Below are 24,005 nucleotides of genomic sequence, written 5' to 3'. Positions count from 1 at the left end.
AATGAAAGAACTTATTAAAGATAACCTGGCAGTTAAAATTTTTGGAAGCAGGCATTTGATGGGCCTGGCTGCCGCCATAGCAGTTGCCGAAAAGATAAATGAGCTGTTTAATGTAAAACCCTTCGTGAATATTGTTTTCGCTGCGGCGCCATCTCAAAATGAGTTTCTGGAGGCTTTATTAATGCAGGGTATCGACTGGACGAGGATTAACGCCTTTCATATGGATGAGTATTTAAACCTCGAGGCAGATGCATCGCAGGGTTTCGGGAATTTTTTGAAAGAACGTTTGTTTAGCAAGGCGACCTTTAACAGTGTGAATTACCTAAACGGCAATGCACCTGATGCGGATGAGGAATGCCTGCGTTATGCAGATCTGTTAACACGGTTCCCTGCGGATATTGTTTGCCTGGGGATTGGCGAAAATACACACCTGGCATTTAACGATCCGCATGTGGCCAATTTTAACGACCCCGTTTTGGTAAAGGTTGTCGATCTGGATAACGCATGTAGGATCCAACAAGTTAATGATGGCTGTTTTGCCCGGATAGAAGATGTGCCTACGCATGCTTTAACGTTAACTATCCCGGCGTTGGTAAGTGCACCTTACCTGTACATAATTGTTCCCGGTGAAAAAAAGGCCGAAGCTGTTTATCATACTTTAAACGCTGCTATCAGCGAAAAATATCCGTCAACCATATTGCGTAAACATCTCGACGCGCTGCTTTTTGCTGATGACAAAAGCGGCGTACATATCTGAAATATCAACCATGAAAAAACTGTTACCTGTTTTATTACTGCTGGCTTGTTTAAATACTTTGTTTGCACAACAAAGTAAAACGATAACTGCCCCGTTTCCCGTCAGGGGATTTCACCTTGATCTGCGCATCCAGGTCATGACCATGCCCGCCCTGATGGGTTTTGCCTTAAAGCTAAAGCAGCATGGCATGAATACGCTGGTAATGGAGTGGGAGGGTACTTATCCTTTTGAGAAGCACCCACTGATACCAAACCGTTATGCATACAGTAAACAGGAGATAAAAAACTTTATTAAATATTGCGATAGTTTGGGTATTGATGTAATACCCCTGCAGCAAAGCTTTGGGCATGTGGAATATATCCTGCGGCATGAGAGGTATAAGAAGCTACGCGAAGATCAAAAAGATGTATCACAGGTTTGCCCCCTGGAAACCGATGGCGATAAGGCGCTGTTTACCGACCTGTATACCGAACTGGCAGCCTCGCACACATCAAAATACATCCATATTGGCGGCGACGAAACCTATTTGCTGGGGCACGATGCCAAATGTAAAGCAAAGGCCGAAAAGGAGGGCAAGTCCAAACTGTATACCGATTATATTAAAATGCTGTGCAATATTGTAATCAAATTAGGTAAGCGGCCCGTGCTTTGGGCGGATATTGCTTTAAAGTATCCGGAAGCCATCAAATCCCTCCCTAAAGAAACCGTATTTGTAGATTGGAACTACGGTTGGGATATGAGCCATTTTGGCGACCATCAAAAGCTGATGGAAAGCGGTTTCGAGATCTGGGGTTCTCCCGCATTGCGGTCAAGTCCGGATAATTATAACCTTACCCAATGGGAAAAACACTTCAAAAATATCCGCGATTTTATACCTGCGGCAGCCAGCTTGGGTTATAAAGGCATGATCATGACCTCCTGGTCAACATCGGGCCAATATTCGTCGGTCTATGAATCAGAAGCAGATGTTGCCGAACTATACGCCATAAGGCATGTGTATCCATTATCGGGGTTTAATATTGCGATAGCAGCTTACTTCGAGGCACTTAAAAGCAAGCAGTCATTAGATATTAACCTATTTGTTTATAAATACGCCGAAGATCGTTTTGGATTGGATAAGGCCGGGGCATCCTCGTTTTGGGAAACGCTTAAAACAGCACCCTATGAAATTCAACAGGGCGAGGTTATATCGCCAACCCCAATGTCTATTGCGCAATTGTTGGATAGTTGTACCATAGCCCAACAAAAGCTTTATGCATTAAAACCGCTAAAGAACCAGCAGGAGTTTGAACATTTTAAGCTGATGGCCGATATCAGGGTTTATTACCTTACTTACCAGCTGATAGAAAAAGAGGTAAATCAGCCCTCGTTTAATGAAGCGCAAAAGCCTGCTGTTATTGGCAAATTAAAGCAGCTGTTAACAGGTTCAAAAAGTCTGGATGAAAGATTTGCAAAGCTGAATAAGGATTTTTTAAACCCATCGGCCATTGCGGAAGAAAACCAGTTAAGAAATATGAAAGTGATTGGCTTATTTGATCGGCTGTCGGGCAATAAATAGGGAACCACTATAGGCTTTTATCCCACCGTCATTGCGAGGTACGAAGCAATCCCTAACAATGCAGAGAGGCTCTTTAAAGCCTGCGATTGCTTTGTGCCTACCTATGATGTATTTGCTAAAGAAACTCTTTTGTCATCCTGAACGCAGTGAAGGATCTACTCTCCGCCATACTTCTTCGCCCTGTACAGTCTGCGAATAGATCCTTCACTGCGTTCAGGATGACAAACCTTTTAAAACGTCATTTCCCCTTCAGAGTTTTGCGAAATTTTAGCTCTCGACGGTCTAATTTATTTATTTTTAAACAGCTTCTTATCAAATATGCTGTTGCTGATAAAAACCGCTAATCAATTTGATTGGTGGCAGTCAAAAAATCTTTGTTAACGTTTGCTATCAGTATTTTAAATGAAGGCTCAGCGTTAACGTATTCGGTAAGCAGCTTAAATTGATTTTTTGCACGCATTAAATTATGACCGGGGTATTGCGAGCCGTAATAAACATCGTTGTTCAAAAAATCTGTTAAAAAACGCAAAGCCTGCATGTATATCATCAGTTTGCCTGAGAAAATAAAAAGCTGTTTTTCGGTTTCGGTTAAAATGTCGCCCATTTCGGTCATGTAACCTTTGTATATCGCCCTGAAGAAATCTTCCCTGATGTGTATTTTATCCATATCGGTTTCTTCTTCGTTGGCAGGCGACAGGTAGGTGCGCATCATATCGCCCACATCGCTTAAATAATACCCCGGCATTACGGTATCCAGGTCTACAAGGCAAAGGGCTTTACCGCTATCATCAAACAGCACATTATTGATCTTGGTATCATGATGTACAACCCTCAACGGAATTTCATTATTAGCTACTACCTGGTTATAGGTTTGTACAACCTGGTGATGGTTATAAACTTCCTTTATCTCTGCCGCGGCCTGCGCTGATTTAGCCGGATCGGCATTTTGAGCGGCGGCCTTAAACTGATCGAACCGAAGTTTAAGATTATGAAAATCAGGCAAAGTATATTTAAGCTGATCTATATCAAAATGGTTCAGGAGGCAGGTAAATCTGCCAAACTGCAAAGCAGCCTCATGAGCTTCGGTACTGTTTTGCAAAAAATTTACCGTATGTGATCCCTCAATAAACGGGAACAGCCTGTAAAACTTGCCATCTGATGAGCTAACCATAAAGTCGCCCGAAATGGTTTTTAACGGCGCTACAAAAAGGTAACCGGGGTTGGTTTTATTAAGGTACTCTTTTACCAAAGCCAGGTTGCTGACTATGTAACCGGGATTTTTAAATACGCTGGTATTAATTTGCTGAAGGATATAGGTCCCCTCATTGCCGCTTAGCTTATACGTATGGTTTATTAAGCCGGAGCCAAAAGCCCGGATGTCATATGCTGAAACATTTAATCCAAAGCCCCTTAGTATATCATCAAACATATTATTTTATTGAGATTATTTGGTCAAACATACCTAATTGGCTTATGAAACCGGTGTGCAAACGTTTGAGTGTTTTTTAATGGTTTATTTTTTGTTTTCGATCAGTTGCGATTCAATAATGAGCTTGTAATATGCACTTTGTTCATTTGTTCCTTTATGCTGGTGATGCAGCAGGTCTATCAGGATATCGGTAGCCTTTTGCCCCTGCAAATAGGGGAATTGCTCAACAGAAGCCGCGGGTATATTTTCCATATAATTAATCAAAGGTAAGTTGGCGTAGCTCACAAATTCAAGGTCTTTGTTTATTTTAATATTCAATTTTTGTGCGTGTTTGATAGCAAAAAGGGCCACATAATCATTAAAAGTTACAACCGCGGTAGGTTTCCTTTTGCCGGCTAATAATTTATCCAATGCTTTTTTTGTGCCCTCTTCGGTAAGGTCGCATGATACAATTAATGAGGGGTCATATTTTAGCCTGTTTTTGGTCATGGCTTTAATGTAGCCTTCCTTTCTTTCGCCTGTAGCCACCATGGTTTGCGGACCGTTTATCATCCCAATTACACGATGCCCCTTTTTTAATAAATAGCTAACGGCCTCAACAGTACCTGTTTCCATATTGCAGGCTACGTAGTGTATGTTGGGCATAGGGGGGATGCGGTCGAAAAAAACTACCGGGATATTGTATTTTTTTAAATTCTCAAAATGATGAAAAGACGAGGTGTTTTTACTCAGCGATATCAGTAAGCCATCAACACGGTGATTTTTCATTTTTTCTACAAGCAACTTTTCTTTATGCTCATCATCGTGCGATTGTGCAAGCAGTACGGTGTAGTTTTTTTTGTAGGCGGTATCTTCAATCGCGCTTATGGCCGATGAGAAGAAAGCTTCGGAAAGCTCGGGTAAAATAACACCGATGGTGTGGGTTTTGCCTTTCTGTAAAAATATGGCTGTTTGATTTGGCTCGTAATTTAACTCGCCGGCCAGTTTTTTAACCCTGGCGCGGGTAGTAAGCCCAATACTGGGATGATCATGCAAGGCCCTTGAAACTGTAGAAACCGAGATGCCCAGTAATTGCGCTATCTCTTTTATAGTAGTTGGTTTTGATTGCATTATCCCGGGGCTGTGTGTATGTTTTTGCAAATTTAAAGTTAGGAGATTATTATGATATTATTGCTTTGCAAACGTTTGCGTGTTGTTTTGGCTGCAAGGTATTTAAATACACCTGCTTAATGCGTAATTTCATTACAGTTTTAAAAGAGTTACTATAAATTGCTAATTTAAGTTTTTATCAACCTAAAATATAAATGCCGCCACTATAACGGTTAAAAGCGGGGCATTGCCAATGGCCGGGAGATTATGCTTTGTGAGTTTTATATAGGGAAAAGGCTGTCGGGGAGAGCTAACCACAATTGTTATTTGTAGATATTGGTTAAATGATAAACACGACAGGATTACAAACGTTTGCGTTAAAATGGAAGCTATATATTCTTTACAAAAACGATGAATGCCAGTACATTTATAAAATGATACGCTGTTTATATGTTCGTGAAACACATATCCTGTCGTTATCGCAAGGCACGAAGCAAAGAGCCCCACCCAACCCTCCCCGGAAGGGAGGGCTTAAAAAAAAACGAAGATTAAAAAGTCTCCCCTACCGGGGGAGATTTAGAGGGGGCTCTTTACTTCGTGCAAGGACGATTTATTTATAACCTCAAAGCAACTAACAATAATTATAAATGGAAAGAAGAGAATTTATCAAAAACAGTGCGATTGCCGTAGCCGGTTTTAGCATATTACCCACCGGAAGCTTATTTGCTTCGGCATCTGCCAAGGTTCGATTAGGTTATATAGGCGTTGGCGCCCGCGGCATGAGCCATATTGCCGAAGGTTTGCTGCGCGATGATGTGGAGATAGCAGCCATTTGTGATACGCAGGAAAGCTCGCTTAAAATTTGCCGGGAATACATTGCCAAAAAAGGCCATGCCCCGGTTAAGGAATATACAGGCGGGTTGGATGCTTATAAAAAGTTATTAGATCGTAAGGATATTGATGCCGTGATTATTGCCACTCCATGGCAGTTTCATCATCCGCAGGCTATAGATGCCATGAAGGCCGGTAAGTATGTAGGCTGCGAGGTAATTGCAGGCTTAACGGTAGATGAGCATTGGGATATAGTACATACATCTGAAAAAACAGGTATGCCATATATGACACTGGAAAACGTTTGTTACCGCAGGGATGTAATGGCAGCCCTGAACATGGTGAGGCAGGACCTGTTTGGGGAGATGATTCACTTAGAGGGAGGTTACCAGCATAACCTAAGGAATGTACTTTTTAATAACGGCAAGCAATACTATGGCGGGGGCGTGGAATTTGGCCCTAATGCTTTGAGCGAGGCCCAATGGCGTACCCAGTATAATATTGATGTGGATGGCGATATTTACCCAACTCACGGAGCAGGCCCTTGCATGCATTACGCGAATATCAATGCAGGTAATCGTTTTACCAATTTGGTTTCGTTTAGTTCAAAAGCGAAAGGATTAGCCGCTTACGTGGAGGAACAATCACCTGGCCATAAAAACGCGAAGATCAATTACAAAAATGGTGATGTAACTACCACCATGATCAATTGTGCAAATGGCGAAACTGTATTGCTAAGTCACGATACACACTTGCCAAGGCCGTATTCCTTAGGTTTCAGGGTACAGGGAACAAAGGGGCTTTGGATGGATGTAAATAAGAGTGTATATATCGATCATCAGTCGAAAGAAGATGATTCATGGGATCCGGCAAAATTATGGTTCGATAAATACGATCATCCCCTGTGGAAAAAATACGAAAAGCTGGCCGAAGGTGCAGGGCATGGGGGTATGGATTGGTTTGTATTTAACGCCTTTATAGAGTCGGTGAAGCAAAAACGGCAAACGCCAATTGATGTGTATGATTCGGTTACCATGAGCGTAATCACGCCATTATCAACCCAATCATTAAAAGAAGGTAACGCAAGTATCCAATTTCCGGATTTTACAAAAGGTAAATGGAAGGAAAGGAAAAATACTTTTGCTTTGGATGACAGCGGATTTTAAAGCCGGGTAGATAAATCTCATCGCAACAGGCTGCTCTTTTCACTTGTGTACAAGTAGCCCGTTGGGAGGAATCGCACGGGCGCAGCCTTTTATAATCTTCCCTACATCTATAGTCGGTATACCCTTAGGAGCCGACCATTCCCAACCGGCTAAAATAGTTGGAGAATCGGGCGCTGCAATTGCGCCCGGTTCTTAAAACAGCCCCAAATCCTAAAAGATGCCCTGAACAGGTACTCATGGATCCCCTTATTTCAAAAATTAGTGTGAATTGTTGCCGGATTACCTAAAGTGATGCCATTGTCATATTGTTTATACTTTTTTGTATAAACAGATAATGACCGTATCTTTGTAGTGTTATTATTACTGATTCCACTTAAAGACCGGCATCATGAAAGAAGAACTGAATACACTGGAACAAACTGTATTAAATGATTATAAATACGGTTTTGTTACAGATATAGATACGGACACTGCTCCGAAGGGGATTAACGAATCGGTTATCCGCCTGATCTCGGCCAAAAAAAACGAGCCCGATTGGATGCTGGACTGGCGTCTTAAAGCCTATGCCCAGTGGATGAAAATGGAAGAGCCAAAGTGGCCGAACGTGACCTATCCGCCAATCAATTACCAGGATATTATTTATTATGCCGCTCCTAAACAAAAGCAGCAGTTAAACGGTTTGGATGAGATAGACCCCGAATTGCGCCGCACGTTTGAAAAACTGGGTATTTCCCTTGACGAACAAAAACGGCTGAGCGGGGTAGCGGTAGATGTGGTGATGGATAGCGTTTCTGTGGCCACTTCATTCAAAAAGCAACTGTCAGAAATCGGAGTTATTTTCTGCTCCATGAGCGAGGCTATACAACTGCATCCCGAACTGGTAAAAAAATACATGGGTTCTGTAGTGCCCATGACCGATAATTATTTTGCAGCGCTGAATGCGGCTGTTTTTACCGATGGTTCTTTTTGCTATATTCCTAAAGGTGTACGCTGCCCCATGGAGTTATCCACTTATTTCCGGATCAATACAGAAAACTCTGGCCAGTTTGAACGTACGCTGATCATTGCTGAAGACGATAGCTACGTTAGCTACCTGGAAGGGTGTACAGCCCCTATGCGTGACGAAAATCAACTGCACGCAGCCGTAGTGGAGCTGGTAGCGCTTACCAAGGCGGAGATCAAATACTCCACTGTTCAAAACTGGTATCCCGGCGATAAAGAAGGGCGCGGCGGCATTTATAATTTTGTTACCAAGCGGGGCATATGCCAGGGCGATCATTCCAAGATATCATGGACACAGGTAGAAACCGGTTCGGCAATTACCTGGAAATATCCAAGCGTAATTTTAAAAGGTGATTATTCCATCGGCGAGTTTTACTCCGTTGCACTTACCAACAACTATCAGCAAGCGGATACCGGTACCAAAATGATCCACCTCGGCAAGCATACCAAAAGCAGGATCGTAGCCAAAGGGATTTCTGCAGGGCATAGTAATAATAGTTATCGCGGGCTGGTACGCGCCAGCAAATGGGCCACTAATGCCCGTAACTATTCACAATGTGATTCCCTGCTGCTGGGCGACAAATGCGGTGCTAATACCTTTCCGTATATTGAGGTTAAAAATACAACATCAATTGTTGAGCATGAAGCAACCACCTCAAAAATTGGTGAAGACCAGCTTTTTTACTGCAGGCAACGGGGTATTGATACCGAAACTGCCGTGGCATTGATAGTCAACGGATTTGCCAAAGAAGTAATGAATCAGCTGCCTATGGAATTTGCCGTAGAAGCGCAAAAACTGCTGGCTATCAGCCTGGAAGGCAGCGTAGGGTAATTTTGAAACGCACAGATTATTTATAAAACACGTTATAGAACTGCTATGTTATCTATAAAAAATATACACGCGGCCATTGAAGGGAAGCAAATACTAAACGGGATTGACCTTGAAATCAAACCGGGGGAAGTTCATGCCATTATGGGGCCGAATGGTTCGGGGAAAAGTACGCTGGCGCTGGTACTGGCCGGAAGAGAAGAGTACGAAGTAACCCAGGGTTCGGTTACCTTTTTGGGTAAAGACCTGTTGCAGATGCCGCCGGAAGACCGGGCCCGTGAAGGTTTGTTTTTGGCATTTCAATACCCTGTGGAAATACCTGGGGTAAGTACCACCAATTTTATTAAAGCCGCCGTAAATGAAAAGCGGAAATACCTGGGGGAAGAACCGCTGGATGCCGTTACCTTTCTGAAAACGATGAAGGAGAAAATGGCGTTAGTTAATATTGACCAGGCCTTATTGAGCCGTTCTGTTAATGAAGGTTTTTCTGGCGGGGAGAAAAAACGCAACGAGATTTTCCAGATGGCTATGCTGGAACCCAAACTTGCCATACTGGACGAAACAGATTCCGGTTTGGACATTGATGCCCTGCGTATTGTGGCTGCGGGGGTAAACCAACTGCGCAACAAGGACCGGGCCATACTGATAATTACTCATTACCAGCGCTTACTGGATTACCTGCAACCAGATTTTATACATGTATTATACAATGGCCGTATGGTGAGATCAGGAGGTAAAGAACTGGCCCTGGAACTGGAAGAAAAAGGGTATGATTTTATTAAGGATGAGATCAATTTAGCCGAAGGCTTACCGACAGGTACTAATTAAACAGGATCATGACAGATGTAAGTTATTTTAAAGACCGCTTTGAACAGTTGCAGGGTGCAAGCCCGGATAGCGAAATTGCCAGGATGCGCCAGGAGGGCTTTGATAGTTTTAATAGCGCAGGCCTTCCGTCTTTGCGTAACGAAGAGTGGAAATATACCAATATCAGCAGTTTGTTTGATAAAGAATATCATGTTGCAGCTGTTGAGGAGAAACCTGTTCTTAGCCAGGCAGACGTTGATTCCATCCGCTTGCCGGGATATTCGGGCGCTAATGAACTGGTTTTTGTAAACGGCCGGTTTATGCCCTCGCTATCCACCATCCGTTCGCCGGGCGACCAATTAGCCGTGATGCCGTTGGAAGATGCCGCAAAGGGAATATATAAAGACCTGGTTAAAGAACATCTTGGACAAAGCAGTAAGTATATTAAAGACGGAATCCATGCGCTTAATACCTCATTCATCTATGGGGGGGTATTTATCTACATCGCTAAAGGGCAACAATTGAAGCATCCTGTTTACCTGTATCATCTGGCAGATGCACGTGAAGATCAAATGCTTTCGCAGCCCCGCAGCCTGGTATATGTGGGCGAAGGAAGTAAACTGCAACTCGTGGAAACGTATCAAACAACAGGCACCGCCGATAGTTTCACCAACCAGGTGATGGAGATGGTGGTTGACAGCGATGCCTATGTGGAATATTATCAGCTCCAGAACGATGGGGCTAATGCCAGCCAGGTGAGCACAACACATATCCGGCAAATGGGCCGGAGTTACGTACACACTGTAACGATTACGCTTAACGGCGGTATGATCCGCAATAATATGAACCTGGTATTGGATGCAGTAGGCAATGAAACACACTTGTATGGTTTGTATATGCTTAAAGGCCATACCCATGCCGATAACCATACTTTGGTAGATAACCGCAAACCAAATTGTTTCAGTAATCAGCTATATAAAGGGATTGTAGATGATAACGCAACAGCCGTATTTAACGGAAAGATCATGGTGCAGCCCCAGGCGCAAAAAACCAATGCTTATCAATCCAATAAAAACATCCTGTTGTCTGATAAGGCAAGTATTAATACCAAGCCCCAGCTGGAAATTTTTGCTGATGATGTAAAATGTTCACATGGCTGTACTGTAGGTCAACTGGATGAAACAGCCTTGTTCTATTTAAGGGCAAGAGGTATCCCTAAAGAAAATGCACAGGCCATGCTGTTACAAGCCTTTGCCGAAGATATACTGTTGCAGATAAAACCCGAATTGCTTCGCGAATATGTAAGGCAATTGATTACAGCGCAGCTTTTTAATGATAAATAAAAAAATGACAGCTTTAAGCACGATATCGCCCGTTTTTGATGTGTATGCCCTTAGGAAGGCATTCCCCATTCTTGGCCGTATGGTTAAGGGTAAGCCGTTGGTATACCTGGATAATGCGGCAACATCACAAAAACCATTAAGCGTAATTAATGCCATTAATGATTACTATACTGGTTATAATGCCAATATTCACCGGGGCATCCATAGCCTGGCAGAAGAAGCTACTGTAGCCTATGAGGCCTCGCGTTACGCAGTAAAACAATTTATTGGTGCGGCAGCTACCGAAGAGATCATTTTTACCAGGGGAACAACGGAAGGCATTAACCTGGTTGCCTATACCTGGGGCAGGCAAAATATTCATGCAGGAGATGAGATCATTATTTCGGGCATGGAGCATCATTCTAATATTGTGCCCTGGCAAATACTTTGTGATGAAAAGCGTGCCGTACTCAAAGTGATCCCGGTTACAGAAAGCGGAGAGCTTTCTTTAAAGGCTTACCAGGAGCTGTTGACCACTAAAACAAAGCTGGTTTCCATTGTGCAGGTATCAAACGCTTTAGGAACGGTAAATCCGGTTAAAGAAATGATTGCCGCGGCGCACCAGGCCGGGGCCCTGGTATTAATTGACGGGGCACAATCGGCCGTTCACCTGGATATTGATGTGCAGGAGCTTGATTGTGATTTTTTCGCCTTTTCGGGGCATAAGGTTTATGGGCCAACCGGGGTAGGGGTGCTGTTTGGTAAAAAAGCGATACTGGAGAATATGCCGGTTTTCCAGGGTGGCGGGGAAATGATAAAAGAGGTGACTTTTGAACATACCACGTATAACGAGCTGCCCTATAAATACGAAGCCGGCACGCCCAATATAGCGGATACCATTGCATTAAAAGTTGCCCTGGATTTTATTAATACAACCGGGAAAGCCGAAATCCGGAAACACGAAGCCGGGTTATTGGCCTACGCTACGGAGCAACTGGAAAACATCCCCGGGCTCACGATTATTGGCAAAGCCAGGGAGAAGGTGAGCCTGGTGTCGTTTGTGATTAAAGGAGCACATCCGCAGGATATTGGTATTTTACTGGACAATCAGGGAATTGCCGTGAGAACCGGCCACCACTGCTGCCAGCCCCTGATGAAACGATTTGATATTCCAGGTACAGTAAGAGCTTCATTTGCGCTATACAACACCAGGGAAGAAGTAGATAAATTGATTATAGGTTTACATAAAACCATCAAAATGTTGTCATGATGATAACAGAGAACAACGGGCAAATGCAGGATACCGAGGCCGCAATTATTGCAGATTTTTCTTTTCTGGACAACTGGGAGGATAAGTACGAATATATCATCGACCTGGGTAAAAAGTTACCGGCATTAGATGAAGCTTATAAAGTAGAGGAAAACAGGATTAAAGGCTGCCAATCGGCGGTGTGGCTGGTAGCAGATTACCGTGATGGCAGGGTATTTTTTAAAGCAGATAGTGATGCGGTTATAGTAAAAGGTTTGGTGAGTATGCTGATCCGTGTGCTGTCAGGACGTACGCCTGGTGAGATCATCCGGGCAAAGCTTGATTTTATAGAGCAAATAGGCATGATGACACACCTGGCACAAACCCGTTCCAACGGTTTGCTGGCCATGATCAGGCAGATGAAAAATTATGCCTTGGTCTATCAAACAGTTGGGAATTAAAAAAACGCGATGATGAACGAGGAAGCATTGAAACAAAAGATCATAGATTGTTTGCAAACTATCTATGACCCTGAGATCCCGGTAAGTATTTATGAACTTGGGCTGATCTATGAAACAACGGTTATGCCTCCTTTGAACAATGTACAGGTTGTGATGACACTTACTGCACCGGGCTGCCCTGCCGCGCAGTCATTACCGGCAGAAGTGGAACAAAAAATAAAACAAATTGAAGGCGTGAATGAAGTGCATGTTGATGTAGTATGGGATCCACCCTGGAATAGGGAAATGATGTCTGAAACGGCTAAGTTCGAATTAGGTATGTTATAAAAGATATAAGCACAAATACTAAAATATAGCGTTAAATATGAAAATTACGGCCCAGGAAGAGTATGGTTTACGGTTATTACTGCGCATTGCGAAATGTGGGGATAACGGCGGGATGAGCATTCCGGATTTAAGCGAGGCCGAAGGCTTGTCGGCAGCTTACGTAGCCAAGCTTACGCGCATATTGCGCATAGCCGGGTATATCAGCAGCACACCGGGCTACAAGGGGGGCTATGTACTGGCCCGACCTGCCGGTGAGGTAAACATCAACCAGGTTTTGAAATTGCTGGGCGGTACTTTGTACAGTAAGGACTTTTGCGGCAGCTATGCCGGCATACGGCCTTTGTGCACTAATTCCGTGGACTGTTCTGTGCGGTCACTCTGGCAAATCATTCAGCTCTCGGTTGATCAATTATTAGATCAGGTAACTTTGGCCGACCTGGTTGGTTCTGAACACGCATCTGGTCAATTGCTCAATACGCTAATAGCGCAACGTATTAAGGTATTGTCTTGATGCACTTGACTATCAGCTTGCATGGCCGGTGTTATAAATAGGTGTTGAAAAGATTTATTAAATCCCTCCCAACACCTATTGTGCAAATATTGGTTGTCAATGGTTGCCAAACCTCCGGTAAATGATTGAAATCATTTGGCCACCTGGGCCTTATTTGGATTTCTTTTCCGGAAGATCCTTCAAGGTTTCTTTTAAGAATTCTACTTTCCCGGTGTGGATATCATACACGGCGCCTACAATCAGGATTTCTCCCTTTGAATATTTTTTATGTAAAATAGGATCTAAATCTCTAAGAGCATTTACCTGGTCGATCACGTTTTGTCTTACAGCATTATTCACAGGATCTCCCGGATGGTGCGCAACCTTTGCTACTGCAGGTTTAATTTCGTTTATTAAAGTAACAATATGCCCGGGAACATCTTCCGGCCTCTGAACTGCCGCAGCTACAGCGCCATAGTCGAACGTACTTCTATCTCAGAAGCAATGTCTTATTAACGATTGTAAAAAGAAAATTGCGGTGGAAAGATAAACTATCTCAGGCAGTTGAATTTTTTAAATAAATGAGTAATTTGTGATTTATAAACAACATAAATAACTTGGTTATGAATTCACGTCGCGACTTTTTACAGAAATTAGGACTATCCGCCTTAGCATTGCATTTGGCCCCAATTACAGCATGTGCAGATAGCAAAGATAATCATAACGAAGCCTATAAGGGGCCGGTTTTACGTGTAGCTATAATGGGCCTTGGAAGTTATGGAACCCGCGTTGCTGAAGCCATGCAATCCTGTGTAAAGGCCAAATTGGTTGGTGTAATTAGCGGTACGCCCTCAAAAATTAAAGACTGGCAAAGTAAGTATGCCATACCTGCAAAGAATTGTTATAATTATGAAAATTTCGACGATATAAAAAACAATCCTGATATTGATGCAGTATATGTAATAACCCCAAATGGATTGCACCATGACCAGGTGATACGGGTAGCTAAGGCCGGCAAACATGTAATTTGCGAAAAGCCAATGGCAGTGAATGCCAAGGAAGGGCAGGAGATGGTAGACGCCTGTAAAAAAGCGAATGTGAAATTATTAGTTGGCTACCGGATGCATTTTGAACCCAAAACGCTTGAAATTATCAGGATGAGAAAAGCCGGTGATTTTGGAAAAATTTTGTTCTTCCAGGGATTATGCGGGTTTACGATCGGCGATCCCACGCAATGGCGATTAAATAAACAACTGGCAGGCGGCGGCTCTTTAATGGATATAGGTATTTATGCCATCAATGGTTCCAGGTATATGACCGGCGAGGAGCCCGTTTGGGTTACCGCACAGGAGACTAAAACAGATCCCATAAAATTTAAGGAAGGCGTTGATGAAACTATACAATTTCAATTTGGTTTTCCCAGCGGAACCACGGCATCCTGTTTATCAACTTATAAAATGAATAACCTGGACCGTTTTTTCCTGAATGGAGAAAAGGGATTTGCAGAGTTACAACCATCCACTGGCTATGGGCCTATCAAAGGGCGTACCAATAAGGGCGAATTGACTCAGCCCATTACTGTTCATCAAACTGTGCAAATGGAACAAATAGCAGGGATCATCTTCGAAAACAAACAGCCTGTTGTTCCAATAGACGGTGAAGAAGCTGTAAAAGATCTAAAAATAATTGATGCGATCTATCTGGCGGTAAAAACGGGGAAAAAGGTTGATATTAAGATTTAATTTGCTGCCGGTAAAGATCGTCCTAAGTTTTGGAAAAGTTTACGAAGCAAATAAAAAATATTGGTTTTCCACTGCAAAAGTTTTTTTCCTCATAAAAAAAATGAAATAAAAAGTTTTTCGCTCTCAGAATTAAAATGGATGTTGTGGCTCGAACCAAAAAACATTGCTGTTCTACGTCAGGAACGGTTGGGAAGTATTTCACTTTTGAATCCAATAAAAATGAATTTATTGCCAATTTTGCTGAATCAAATGCTAAACTCGCGAAATAATGATTCATAAACATTTATCATTTTTATAAACCATTATAAACGTCTTTTTTTTCAATTATCAAACCAATATTAATATTGATAATTTATTTGAAGACAAATTGCCTGATATTTTTCCTGATGATTTAAAACTTTTGTATGCCCGGCTACGGTGTTTATTCGGATAAAGAATTAGCATATCTCTTAAATGATAGCGATAAAGCCGCTTTCACTGAAATTTATAACCGGTTTTATGGAGTTCTTTACCGGCATGCATACAAAAGTCTGCCCGACTCTGATGCATTAAAAGATATGCTTCAGGAGGTTTTTGTTTGTTTATGGAATAACAGGACAAATATAAAACCTGAAGAAAACCTTGCGGCATACCTGTATATGTCTATCAGGAATAAATTGATTAATAATTTCAGGCACCTTAAAATTAAAAATAATTACATCGCATCGTTCCAGGATTACCTGGATAACAACAATCAACCTGAAGCAGACGAAACCATACGTTTAAAGCAGCTGATTTCTATTGTTGAGGCAGAAGTGGCCAGGCTTCCTGCACAAATGCGACTCATATTCCAAATGAGCAGGAACGCTAATCTTTCGCATCAGGAAATTGCAGCCGAGCTTGGTCTCAGCATACTAACAGTAAGGAAACAGGTTAACAACTCCCTTAAAACCCTGAGATTGAAGCTGGGAAATAAGTTTTTTTTATTTTTTTTCTAAATCGTCTACTCCCTTCGCGCTCGCTAAGTGTATATAGCATAATCGGGGAAAATAGCCCCTTACCAATTATGTCTAAAAAAGACGCAACAGATTTATTGAACAGATACCGTAATGGTCACGTATCCGAAGATGAAAAAGCTTTGGTAGAAAGCTGGTATTTGAATTATACCCAAAAGGCTGCTAATCCTGAAATCAGCGACCTGGAACTGGAGGCTAATCAGCATAAGATACTTGATCATATCATGGCTGAAATTGGGCCGGAACGTAAAATTCATTATTGGCGTTATATGAGCGTTGCTGCCGCTGTTCTGGCGGTAGTATTTGCCGGGGGAATACTCCTGAAAGAAAACAGGCTCCCTAATAAAGTATTATCCTCTGTTATAAAACGGGAAGGTAATCATTTGCCGCCCGGGGGTAACAGGGCTACGTTAATTTTATCAAACGGCAACTCCATAAACCTTAGTGGTATAAAAATCGGCACCCTTGCCAGTGAAAAGGGGGTTGTTATTAATAAAAACGCCGACGGCCGGATAACTTACAGCCACGGCAAGAGCAATGCTGCACCGGCAAATGTATTTAACACGGTTTTAACTCCAAGAGGGGGCCAATACCAGCTTGTTTTAAGTGATGGAACCAAAGTTTGGCTAAACTCAGCCTCATCTTTAAAATATCCGGTAACCTTTACTGCTACGAAACGTGAAGTTGAGCTTTCTGGAGAAGCTTACTTTGAGGTTGCGCATAATCAGCGTAAGCCATTCCTGGTGATATCAAACGGGCAAACGGTACAAGTTTTGGGTACCCATTTCAATATTAACGCCTATCAGGACGAACAAGCTACCAAAACCACGTTGCTGGAAGGAAGTGTTAAAGTGCTTACAAATGGAGTAAGCAGCAAAATTAAACCCGGAGAGCAGGTTCAGCAAAAAAATGGCAAGTTGTTTGTCTCGGAAGTAGACATAGAAGAAGCCATAGCCTGGAAAAATGGTTTCTTTTATTTTAAAGACGATAATATTAAAACAATTATGCGGCAGCTTGCCCGCTGGTATGATGTTGAAATAAAATATGAAGGGCAGATCCCGGAAAGGGAATTCTCCGGCCAAATGAATAAAAACATCGATGCCTCACAACTGATGCACATTTTAAGTATCGAAAAAATACATTACCGCTTAGAGAACAGAACCATAGTTATAATACCATGATAATAATCCAATTATTCACTTAAACCCCTTTTTATGAGAAAAAACACACGCAAATAAATGTCTTAAGGCCACCCGGCCAATGGTTAAAAGCAGAAACGTACCCCGACGGCAATCAGGGTACGTGTATCTGAGCTAACCTCTTTAAAAGAAAATGATCTAATTCGGTAATCATCCATTAACTCAAACTTATCAAAAGTATGAAATTAAATGCTCTTTCTGTGGCAATAGGTAAACTACGGCCGCCCCAAAAAATAATATTGGTTATGAAACTGACCACCTTAATTATTCTTTTAGCTTTTTTGCAGTGCAGTGCTAAGGTTTTTAGTCAAAAAATTAACCTTAATGAAACCAATGCGCCTTTAAAAAAGGTACTGAAAGTTATTAATAGTCAAACTGGCTATGTGTTCTTTTATGAATCAAAAGCCATTCGTAATAAAAACATCACTATACAGGTTAAAGATGCATCTCTTGATGCCGCTTTAGTGGCTTGTTTGAAAGGTCAGCACTTAAGCTATGAAATAGTTAACAACACTATTTTTATAAAGGATCAGCAAACACCTGCCCAAATTCCATCGGTAAACTTACAGCAGGTTGCAGTGAAGGTAAGCGGTTTGGTTTATGACGAAAAAAACACCCCCCTGCCTGGTGTTACAGTTAAATTAAAAGGCGGTACCGCCGCCGTAATTACAGACAAAGACGGGAAATTTAATATTGATGTTCCTGATGCAGACGCCGTTCTTGTTTTTTCGTTTATCGGCTATACAAAGCAGGAACTAACCATTGTGCAGGGCGGCCTGATGACTGTTCACCTGCAGCCGGAACAATCAAAACTAAATGAGGTAGTTGTTGTAGGGTATGGCACTGCCAAAAAAACGGATTTAACAGGTGCTGTTGGCTCGGTGCGAAGCGAAGCCCTGCAGGAGCGGCCGGCTTCATCCCTTAACCAGGCCCTGGCTGGCCGTATATCGGGGGTAAACGTATCTTCCAATTCGGGCAGGCCCGGCGGTAAAACCAATATCCGTATCCGTGGTTCAAGCTCGTTGCTCACAACCAACAATCCGTTGTATGTAATAGATGGTGTTATTATGAGTAATATAGACCTCAGAAATGGAAGTACGCCAATTGATTATATCAATCCCAATGATATCGCCTCTGTTGAAGTATTAAAAGACGCCTCGTCTACAGCTATTTATGGCGCCCGCGGTGCAAACGGTGTTATCATGGTTACAACCAAACGCGGAAGCACCAGTGGTGGAAAGATATCGTATGACCCTGATTTCAGCATTGGCGTACTGCCTAAAGAGCTTCCTGTACTAAACTCAAAGGAGTTTTTAGCTTTAGAGGACCTGGCCTATGCCAATGCGGCAAAATATGATCCTGTTGGATGGGCTACCGGTACCAAATATACCGACCCTAAAACCAAGAGAACTAACCCGCTATTGTTTGATGCACAGGGTAATCCGCGGTATGATACCGATTGGCAAAAATTAGCCTTCCAAAAAGCATTTACACAAAACCAACAGCTTTCATTTACCGATGGTGATGAAAAGCGCAGCCTTGGTGTTTATTTAAACTATCGTAACCAACAGGGGCTGGCGCGTGGTTCATGGCAAAAAAGGTACTCCGGACGCTTTGTGTTTGACAGCCAGATAAAAAGCTGGGCAAAAGTTGGAGGAACATTGGGTTATACCGATCAGACCGATAAACAGGTAGACCAGGTTGATGGAGCCGGCATTACCATGATGCGGGATGTTTTGGAAGAATTGCCTATTATTCCGGTAAAATATGCAAATGGGGCCTGGGCCAGTAACAGGGATTATCCGGGTATGGAAGGCGGCGACAATCCTTTGAGGCTTGCCGCTGATAGGAATGACTTTCTTAAAACTCAAACCTTGCTGGCCGATGTGTATGCCACGCTTCACTTTGCCGAAGGTTTGGACTTTAAATCAACAATTGGCACCAACCTGATTAATCAATCCGAACAATATTCGGCCGCCGCGGGATTACAGTATATTTCTGATAAGGGCGATGCCAGCGTATCTAACAGCCGGATCACTTCCTGGCAATTTGAAAATTACCTTACTTACAGCAAGCAGTTTGCCAAGATACATTCAATTAACGCCGTGGCGGGTTTGTCATGGCAGCATAACGATCGTTTTGACAGCTATGCGGCTTCCAGTAATTTTTTCGATCCTTACTTTCAGTTTAATAACCTTGGTGCAGGCGCCAGTCCGCAAGCTCCATCTTCGGGCGCCACAGCTTCCGGGTTAAACTCATATTTCGCCCGTTTAAATTATGGATTATTTAATAAATACCTTGTTACTTTCACGGGAAGGAGGGATGGCTCGTCAAAGTTTGGAAAAAACAATCAATATGCCTATTTCCCGTCCGCAGCACTCGCATGGAGGGTGATAGAAGAAGATTTTATCAAAAATATACCTGTTATTTCAAACCTGAAACTTCGTGCAAGTTATGGATTAACAGGTAATTCTGAAATTGCGCCGTATAGTGCTAATGCCGGTTTAACCACCGATGGCTATGTGATAGTTTTAGACGGAACCCGCCAAACAGGGGTAGGCAATGCCCGTATGGCGAATGATAATTTAAAATGGGAAAAAACGGCTCAAACCGATATGGGTTTAGAACTTGGTTTGTTTGCCAACAGGGTAAATTTTGAATTTGATATATACCGCAGAAAGGTAAATGATATGCTGCTGAACCAGCCTTTGCCACTCAGCAGCGGATTTTCAAGTGTTGTTGCCAATGTTGGTAGTATGGAAAACAAGGGTTTTGAATTGGCGTTGAATACCATTAATATCAAAACAAGTAGTTTCTCATGGAGCACCACATTCAATATTTCTGTAAATAAAAACAAAGTGCTGGCCTTAGCCGGTGGTCGCGATATATTCTCGGGTAACGGAATTATAAGGGTAGGCGAACCTGTAGGTTCTTTTTATGGAAGAGTTAGCCTTGGAACATGGGGTAGCAACGAAGCGGCAGATGCAAAAAAATACGGTATGCTGCCGGGCGATATAAAGTATAAGGATTTAAATAATGACGGCACCATAAATGATCTTGATCGAACCATCATCGGAAAGGGTATTCCAGACGGCTATGGAACTTTCCTGAATACCTTCCAATACAAAAACTGGGCATTAACAGTTGATCTTCAGTACATGTACGGCAATGATGTGCTTGACAGAAGTATTCACTCGGCAGAAGACCGGCAAGGTATTGCCAACAGCTACAAAACGGTATTAAACGCCTGGACAGAAACTAATCAAAATACGCCTATTGCGCAAATACGCCCCATTAACGCCTATTATACCACTAATAATGACAGCCACAAGGTAACCGACGGATCGTTTATACGCGGGCGCAACCTGTTGCTTGCTTACACGCTTCCATCATTGGTATCGTCCCGGTTAAAACTGAGCAGGTTAAGGGTTTATGCATCTGTGCAAAACTTTTTTGTAGCCACCAAATTCAAGGGCTATGACCCTGAAGTTTCCAACTCCAGCGCGCCATTTGACCAGGGCTTAACATTGTACGATTACCCGAAGCCAAGAATATTTATGCTTGGCCTTAATGTTGGACTGTAATTAATACCAATTCTTTAAACAAGGAAAAATGAAAACAATAAAGAAATATAGTTTGCTGGCATTAATAGTTGGCATATCAGGGCTATTCGGCTGTTCTAAATTTTTAAACGAAACAGATCCGAGCAACTTTACAGTGGGAGCGTATTTTACCAAACCAGAACAGGCCAGAACTTCCGTAAATGCTATTTATGCGAGCTTACGCGATCCGATGTCTGGTGATTTTGGTGGTGCGGCCTGGACAATGACAGAATTTGCTACGGGGCAGGCGGCCACCGATTTGGGGCAGGCGGTTAATAGCTATTTTATAAAAGACTTGAAAAATACAGCAGAAAACGGCTATGGACAAACCTACTGGCGAAGTTATTATAGGGGTATTGGCAATGCCAACCTTTCTATAGCTAACATACCCAAAATAGCGGGCATGGATGCCACACAGGTTAAACAATTGCTTGGGGAAGCCTATTTTTTAAGGGCCTGGTATTATTTCAGCCTGGTGCAAATGTTTGGTAATATACCCCTGATCACCGAACCCATTGACTTGACGTCATCGCAGTTGAAACCCAAACAGGCAACTCCGGAAGATGTTTACAAATTGATTGTGAGTGATTTAACAACGGCCGAGGCGGCAGGTTTACCATGGGTAGATGCTGGCGGGAGGGTAAGCCTGGGGGCGGTAAAATCATTGCTGGCCAAAGTATACCTTACTATGGCTGGGTATCCGTTAAAAAAAGGTAATGACTATTATGACCTGGCCGCAAAAAAAGCAGCGGAGGTTGTTGACTCAAAACAATTTAAGCTGTTTGATAGCTATTCTGATTTGCATAACCCGAACAAGAAGAATATTGAGGAAAATATTTTTATGATCCAATTTAAAACACAGGTTATCCCCGGTAGCTGGCAGTCATTGATTATTCCTTATAACAAAAATATTTCGGCCTATTCTGCAGAAACCGGCGGTATTTACGCCACTGCAGATTTTGTAAAATCGTACGATCCGGCCGATTTGCGCGCCAAAGAAGGGCAGTTCTTTTTTACCAAATTTACCAATCAGGACGACAGGAAAATTGAGGTGAATTTAGGAGGCTACTTCCTTTACAAACTTTTTGATGTTGATGCACAAACCAATACAGCCAACAGCGATCTTAACTGGTCGCTTATCCGTTATGCTGATGTGCTGCTGGTATATGCCGAAGCATCCAACGAAGTAAGCGGCCCAACAGGTAAAGCGTATGACGCTGTTAACGGGATAAGAACAAGGGCGCAGTTACCAAACCTGGCCGGCCTGTCAAAAGATCAGTTTCGCGAGGCCGTTTGGAAAGAACGCTGGTATGAATTATGTTTTGAAGATGTTACCTGGTTCGATATGGCCCGTCTTCGAAAAGCGTTTAATGTTAGTTCCAAACAGTTTGACGAATACGTTGGGCATAAATTCTCTTATGGCCCCGTTTTAACCGAAAGAGAGCTTTTGTTTCCTATTCCGAGTATTGAGTTGCAAAATAATCCCAATTTGATACCGACGAAAGGATATTAATATTCAAAGCCCGCTTTATTAGCTATTAAAACAATTGTTGAATAATAATCCTGATGAATTTTGTTACATCAGGATTATTATTTCTTATATCTGTTTAGGTAATCATTCATCTGTACATGAGGCAAAAGAAATTTGAATATTATCACTAACAAAAAAGCAATGCTGAAAGGGGGGCGATAACCGCTATTAGAGATACAATATAATTAAAAGGCGCAATAATATTGTGTGCTACTGTGCTTTTGTGACCAACCACAGGTTTCAAACACCTTTTATAGATGATTTGAAGAAATTTGGCAGATTCTACGGATATTTAATAGCGGATCTGTTTTTACGATATTCTTTTGGCCCAAATCCCATAGTTCGGTTAAAAAGTCTTGAAAAATAAAATTGGTCATGGATGCCGACTTTAAAGGCGATTTCCCGAATTCTTAGGTCTGTGAATTGAAGATATTGACAGGCTTTCTGAATTTTGAGGTGATTAAAATACTCGATAGGAGAAAATCCGGTTTTTCTTTTAAATAAGAATGTATAATGGCTGACGGATAAGTTGACCGAGGCCGCGAGTTCAGATAAATTCAGGCCTTTATCCAGGTTGCTTTGCATAAACAAAATCGATTTTTCAGCAGGGTCAGTGTGGATTTCTGGCCGAATGGCATAAAATCTGTCCCGAAATGCAAATGAACATAGAAATTGCAAAAACAGGAGATTGACATAGGTTAGATTTTCCGTGCTGTAACCTTGTTCTAAAAAATTGTAAAGCTTGTCAAAAAGATTGATTCGGTCGTTAACAAACTCAACGCTATATCGATAACTCTGTTCTTTAGAAAGGATTTGTGCTACAATTGCGTCCGATTGCAAGCCTTTGAAATGACACCAGTAAATGGTCCATGGGCTGGTGTCATCGGTTTCGTAGAAGTGTTTAATGCTATGGGGAATAATAATAAAATCACCTGGAGCGATATCGTACGTGAAGGAATTAATATTGACCGTTCCCTTCCCGTCGATACAATAAATCAAAATGTTCTGTTCTGCTCCTTCCGGTCGTGCTCTTCCATGAAATTTTGCTTTTGGATAATAGCCAATGTCGGTTATATAGGTGCCACTGATAACTTCGTTTCCTGCACAAAATCTGGTCAATATTGACTTTGGTATTACAATTGCCCGCTGACCTTCAAATCCGTCTTTTTTAAAATTTACCCAATGGCTACTCATTCTTAATTTCACTTTACCATGATAAAGTTAAAAAATAATGAATTGATATTCATGCCTTAAATAAGACAATTATCCATTAAAGTATGAAGGCTACAACTTTGCAACGTAGAAGTTCAAGTCAATGACAAATTTTGGTTTACGAATGACAGATCGTTGACGTAATATTCTATCGGGGTAAAAGCCGATACGGTAATTCTGCCTGAAAAGTGTCCGCAAATCTTAGATCGGAATATTGTCCATATTTTACAAGATATTGTCTATACTCAGTTTTGGGATAACGATTAGATTTGTTTATCCTTTTATAATTCCAAAATACCTGATTATGAGAAAAAACTTATTTTAACCATAACACCATACTGAAAGCTCATTTGAGGTTTAGATTATAACTGCCGACAAAAATCTTATAAAAATAGCAATACCCATTG

General features: G+C 42.1%; 18 protein-coding genes and 1 pseudogene. 15 read left to right on the top strand and 4 right to left on the bottom strand.

Annotated elements, in window-relative coordinates:
- Position 1: 1 nt before the first annotated feature.
- Together AC1DO4_RS18015 and AC1DO4_RS18010 are read left to right on the top strand one after the other, a co-directional pair.
- A complete protein-coding gene (locus AC1DO4_RS18015; RefSeq protein ID WP_477418289.1) occupies positions 2-757 on the top strand; it encodes a 6-phosphogluconolactonase in 756 nt (251 codons plus the stop codon).
- Between the two features lie 10 nt (positions 758-767).
- Entirely contained in the window at positions 768-2,315 is a 1,548-nt protein-coding gene (locus AC1DO4_RS18010; RefSeq protein ID WP_477418287.1) for a beta-N-acetylhexosaminidase, read from the top strand.
- Between the two features lie 340 nt (positions 2,316-2,655).
- On the opposite strand, the gene AC1DO4_RS18005 is transcribed toward AC1DO4_RS18010, so the two are convergent.
- Together AC1DO4_RS18005 and AC1DO4_RS18000 are read right to left on the bottom strand one after the other, a co-directional pair.
- A complete protein-coding gene (locus AC1DO4_RS18005; protein ID WP_477418285.1) occupies positions 2,656-3,744 on the bottom strand; it encodes a phosphotransferase enzyme family protein in 1,089 nt (362 codons plus the stop codon).
- Between the two features lie 84 nt (positions 3,745-3,828).
- On the bottom strand, positions 3,829-4,854 hold the full coding sequence (locus AC1DO4_RS18000; protein WP_477402874.1) for a LacI family DNA-binding transcriptional regulator: 1,026 nt from the start codon (positions 4,852-4,854) through the stop codon (positions 3,829-3,831).
- A gap of 626 nt (positions 4,855-5,480) precedes the next feature.
- On the opposite strand from AC1DO4_RS18000, the gene AC1DO4_RS17995 reads away from it, so the two are divergent.
- The 8 genes from AC1DO4_RS17995 to AC1DO4_RS17960 all read left to right on the top strand — a co-directional run bounded on the left by AC1DO4_RS17995 (position 5,481) and on the right by AC1DO4_RS17960 (position 13,338).
- Complete coding sequence (locus AC1DO4_RS17995; RefSeq protein WP_477418283.1) at positions 5,481-6,830, top strand: Gfo/Idh/MocA family protein; 1,350 nt, start codon at positions 5,481-5,483, stop codon at positions 6,828-6,830.
- Positions 6,831-7,218: 388 nt separating this feature from the next.
- Entirely contained in the window at positions 7,219-8,664 is a 1,446-nt protein-coding gene (sufB, locus tag AC1DO4_RS17990) for a Fe-S cluster assembly protein SufB (RefSeq protein ID WP_477418280.1), read from the top strand.
- A gap of 45 nt (positions 8,665-8,709) precedes the next feature.
- Positions 8,710-9,489 (top strand): Fe-S cluster assembly ATPase SufC, encoded by a 780-nt coding sequence (sufC, locus tag AC1DO4_RS17985; RefSeq protein WP_477418278.1) that lies wholly within the window; start codon positions 8,710-8,712, stop codon positions 9,487-9,489.
- Positions 9,490-9,497: 8 nt separating this feature from the next.
- Complete coding sequence (gene sufD / locus AC1DO4_RS17980; protein WP_477418276.1) at positions 9,498-10,811, top strand: Fe-S cluster assembly protein SufD; 1,314 nt, start codon at positions 9,498-9,500, stop codon at positions 10,809-10,811.
- Positions 10,812-10,815: 4 nt separating this feature from the next.
- On the top strand, positions 10,816-12,060 hold the full coding sequence (locus AC1DO4_RS17975; RefSeq protein ID WP_477418274.1) for a SufS family cysteine desulfurase: 1,245 nt from the start codon (positions 10,816-10,818) through the stop codon (positions 12,058-12,060).
- On the top strand, positions 12,057-12,500 hold the full coding sequence (locus AC1DO4_RS17970) for a SufE family protein (RefSeq protein WP_477418272.1): 444 nt from the start codon (positions 12,057-12,059) through the stop codon (positions 12,498-12,500). Before AC1DO4_RS17975 ends, AC1DO4_RS17970 begins: the two co-directional genes overlap by 4 nt.
- Positions 12,501-12,509: 9 nt before the next feature.
- Positions 12,510-12,827 (top strand): iron-sulfur cluster assembly protein, encoded by a 318-nt coding sequence (locus AC1DO4_RS17965; protein ID WP_477418270.1) that lies wholly within the window; start codon positions 12,510-12,512, stop codon positions 12,825-12,827.
- A gap of 37 nt (positions 12,828-12,864) precedes the next feature.
- Positions 12,865-13,338 carry an RrF2 family transcriptional regulator gene (locus tag AC1DO4_RS17960; protein WP_477418268.1) on the top strand — a complete coding sequence of 158 codons (474 nt, stop codon included), beginning with the start codon at positions 12,865-12,867 and terminating at the stop codon, positions 13,336-13,338.
- 150 nt (positions 13,339-13,488) lie between these two features.
- Here AC1DO4_RS17960 and AC1DO4_RS17955 read toward each other — a convergent pair.
- Positions 13,489-13,779 (bottom strand): annotated as a pseudogene (locus tag AC1DO4_RS17955) (carbonic anhydrase); the annotation flags it as partial.
- Between the two features lie 161 nt (positions 13,780-13,940).
- Between AC1DO4_RS17955 and AC1DO4_RS17950 the strand changes: the two are divergent.
- The 5 genes from AC1DO4_RS17950 (at position 13,941) to AC1DO4_RS17930 (ending at position 22,368) form a co-directional block, all read left to right on the top strand.
- Entirely contained in the window at positions 13,941-15,059 is a 1,119-nt protein-coding gene (locus AC1DO4_RS17950) for a Gfo/Idh/MocA family protein (protein ID WP_477418266.1), read from the top strand.
- A gap of 404 nt (positions 15,060-15,463) precedes the next feature.
- Positions 15,464-16,036, top strand: coding sequence for an RNA polymerase sigma-70 factor (locus tag AC1DO4_RS17945; protein ID WP_477418264.1), 573 nt, complete (start codon positions 15,464-15,466; stop codon positions 16,034-16,036).
- A 68-nt stretch (positions 16,037-16,104) separates the two neighbouring features.
- Positions 16,105-17,235 carry a FecR family protein gene (locus tag AC1DO4_RS17940; protein ID WP_477418262.1) on the top strand — a complete coding sequence of 377 codons (1,131 nt, stop codon included), beginning with the start codon at positions 16,105-16,107 and terminating at the stop codon, positions 17,233-17,235.
- A 263-nt stretch (positions 17,236-17,498) separates the two neighbouring features.
- Positions 17,499-20,837, top strand: coding sequence for a TonB-dependent receptor (locus AC1DO4_RS17935; RefSeq protein WP_477418260.1), 3,339 nt, complete (start codon positions 17,499-17,501; stop codon positions 20,835-20,837).
- A 28-nt stretch (positions 20,838-20,865) separates the two neighbouring features.
- Entirely contained in the window at positions 20,866-22,368 is a 1,503-nt protein-coding gene (locus AC1DO4_RS17930) for a RagB/SusD family nutrient uptake outer membrane protein (protein ID WP_477418258.1), read from the top strand.
- 300 nt (positions 22,369-22,668) lie between these two features.
- Here the strand turns inward: AC1DO4_RS17930 and AC1DO4_RS17925 are convergent, their stop codons facing one another.
- On the bottom strand, positions 22,669-23,580 hold the full coding sequence (locus AC1DO4_RS17925; protein WP_477418255.1) for an AraC family transcriptional regulator: 912 nt from the start codon (positions 23,578-23,580) through the stop codon (positions 22,669-22,671).
- Positions 23,581-24,005: the final 425 nt, after the last annotated feature.

This window comes from Mucilaginibacter sp. P5_A6, from assembly GCF_056400585.1.
This window is presented reverse-complemented; position numbering and strand designations above follow the sequence as displayed.

Bases quoted from the DNA above. Each gene is read 5' to 3' on its own strand.
- AC1DO4_RS18000 (WP_477402874.1), bottom strand. From the start codon at position 4,854: ATGCAATCAAAACCAACTACTATAAAAGAGATAGCGCAATTACTGGGC.
- AC1DO4_RS17940 (WP_477418262.1), top strand. From the start codon at position 16,105: ATGTCTAAAAAAGACGCAACAGATTTATTGAACAGATACCGTAATGGT.
- AC1DO4_RS17970 (WP_477418272.1), top strand. From the start codon at position 12,057: ATGATGATAACAGAGAACAACGGGCAAATGCAGGATACCGAGGCCGCA.
- AC1DO4_RS17960 (WP_477418268.1), top strand. From the start codon at position 12,865: ATGAAAATTACGGCCCAGGAAGAGTATGGTTTACGGTTATTACTGCGC.
- AC1DO4_RS18015 (WP_477418289.1), top strand. From the start codon at position 2: ATGAAAGAACTTATTAAAGATAACCTGGCAGTTAAAATTTTTGGAAGC.
- sufD (WP_477418276.1), top strand. From the start codon at position 9,498: ATGACAGATGTAAGTTATTTTAAAGACCGCTTTGAACAGTTGCAGGGT.
- AC1DO4_RS17925 (WP_477418255.1), bottom strand. From the start codon at position 23,580: ATGAGTAGCCATTGGGTAAATTTTAAAAAAGACGGATTTGAAGGTCAG.
- AC1DO4_RS17950 (WP_477418266.1), top strand. From the start codon at position 13,941: ATGAATTCACGTCGCGACTTTTTACAGAAATTAGGACTATCCGCCTTA.
- AC1DO4_RS17995 (WP_477418283.1), top strand. From the start codon at position 5,481: ATGGAAAGAAGAGAATTTATCAAAAACAGTGCGATTGCCGTAGCCGGT.
- sufB (WP_477418280.1), top strand. From the start codon at position 7,219: ATGAAAGAAGAACTGAATACACTGGAACAAACTGTATTAAATGATTAT.
- AC1DO4_RS17930 (WP_477418258.1), top strand. From the start codon at position 20,866: ATGAAAACAATAAAGAAATATAGTTTGCTGGCATTAATAGTTGGCATA.
- sufC (WP_477418278.1), top strand. From the start codon at position 8,710: ATGTTATCTATAAAAAATATACACGCGGCCATTGAAGGGAAGCAAATA.
- AC1DO4_RS18010 (WP_477418287.1), top strand. From the start codon at position 768: ATGAAAAAACTGTTACCTGTTTTATTACTGCTGGCTTGTTTAAATACT.
- AC1DO4_RS18005 (WP_477418285.1), bottom strand. From the start codon at position 3,744: ATGTTTGATGATATACTAAGGGGCTTTGGATTAAATGTTTCAGCATAT.
- AC1DO4_RS17945 (WP_477418264.1), top strand. From the start codon at position 15,464: ATGCCCGGCTACGGTGTTTATTCGGATAAAGAATTAGCATATCTCTTA.
- AC1DO4_RS17975 (WP_477418274.1), top strand. From the start codon at position 10,816: ATGACAGCTTTAAGCACGATATCGCCCGTTTTTGATGTGTATGCCCTT.
- AC1DO4_RS17935 (WP_477418260.1), top strand. From the start codon at position 17,499: ATGAAACTGACCACCTTAATTATTCTTTTAGCTTTTTTGCAGTGCAGT.
- AC1DO4_RS17965 (WP_477418270.1), top strand. From the start codon at position 12,510: ATGATGAACGAGGAAGCATTGAAACAAAAGATCATAGATTGTTTGCAA.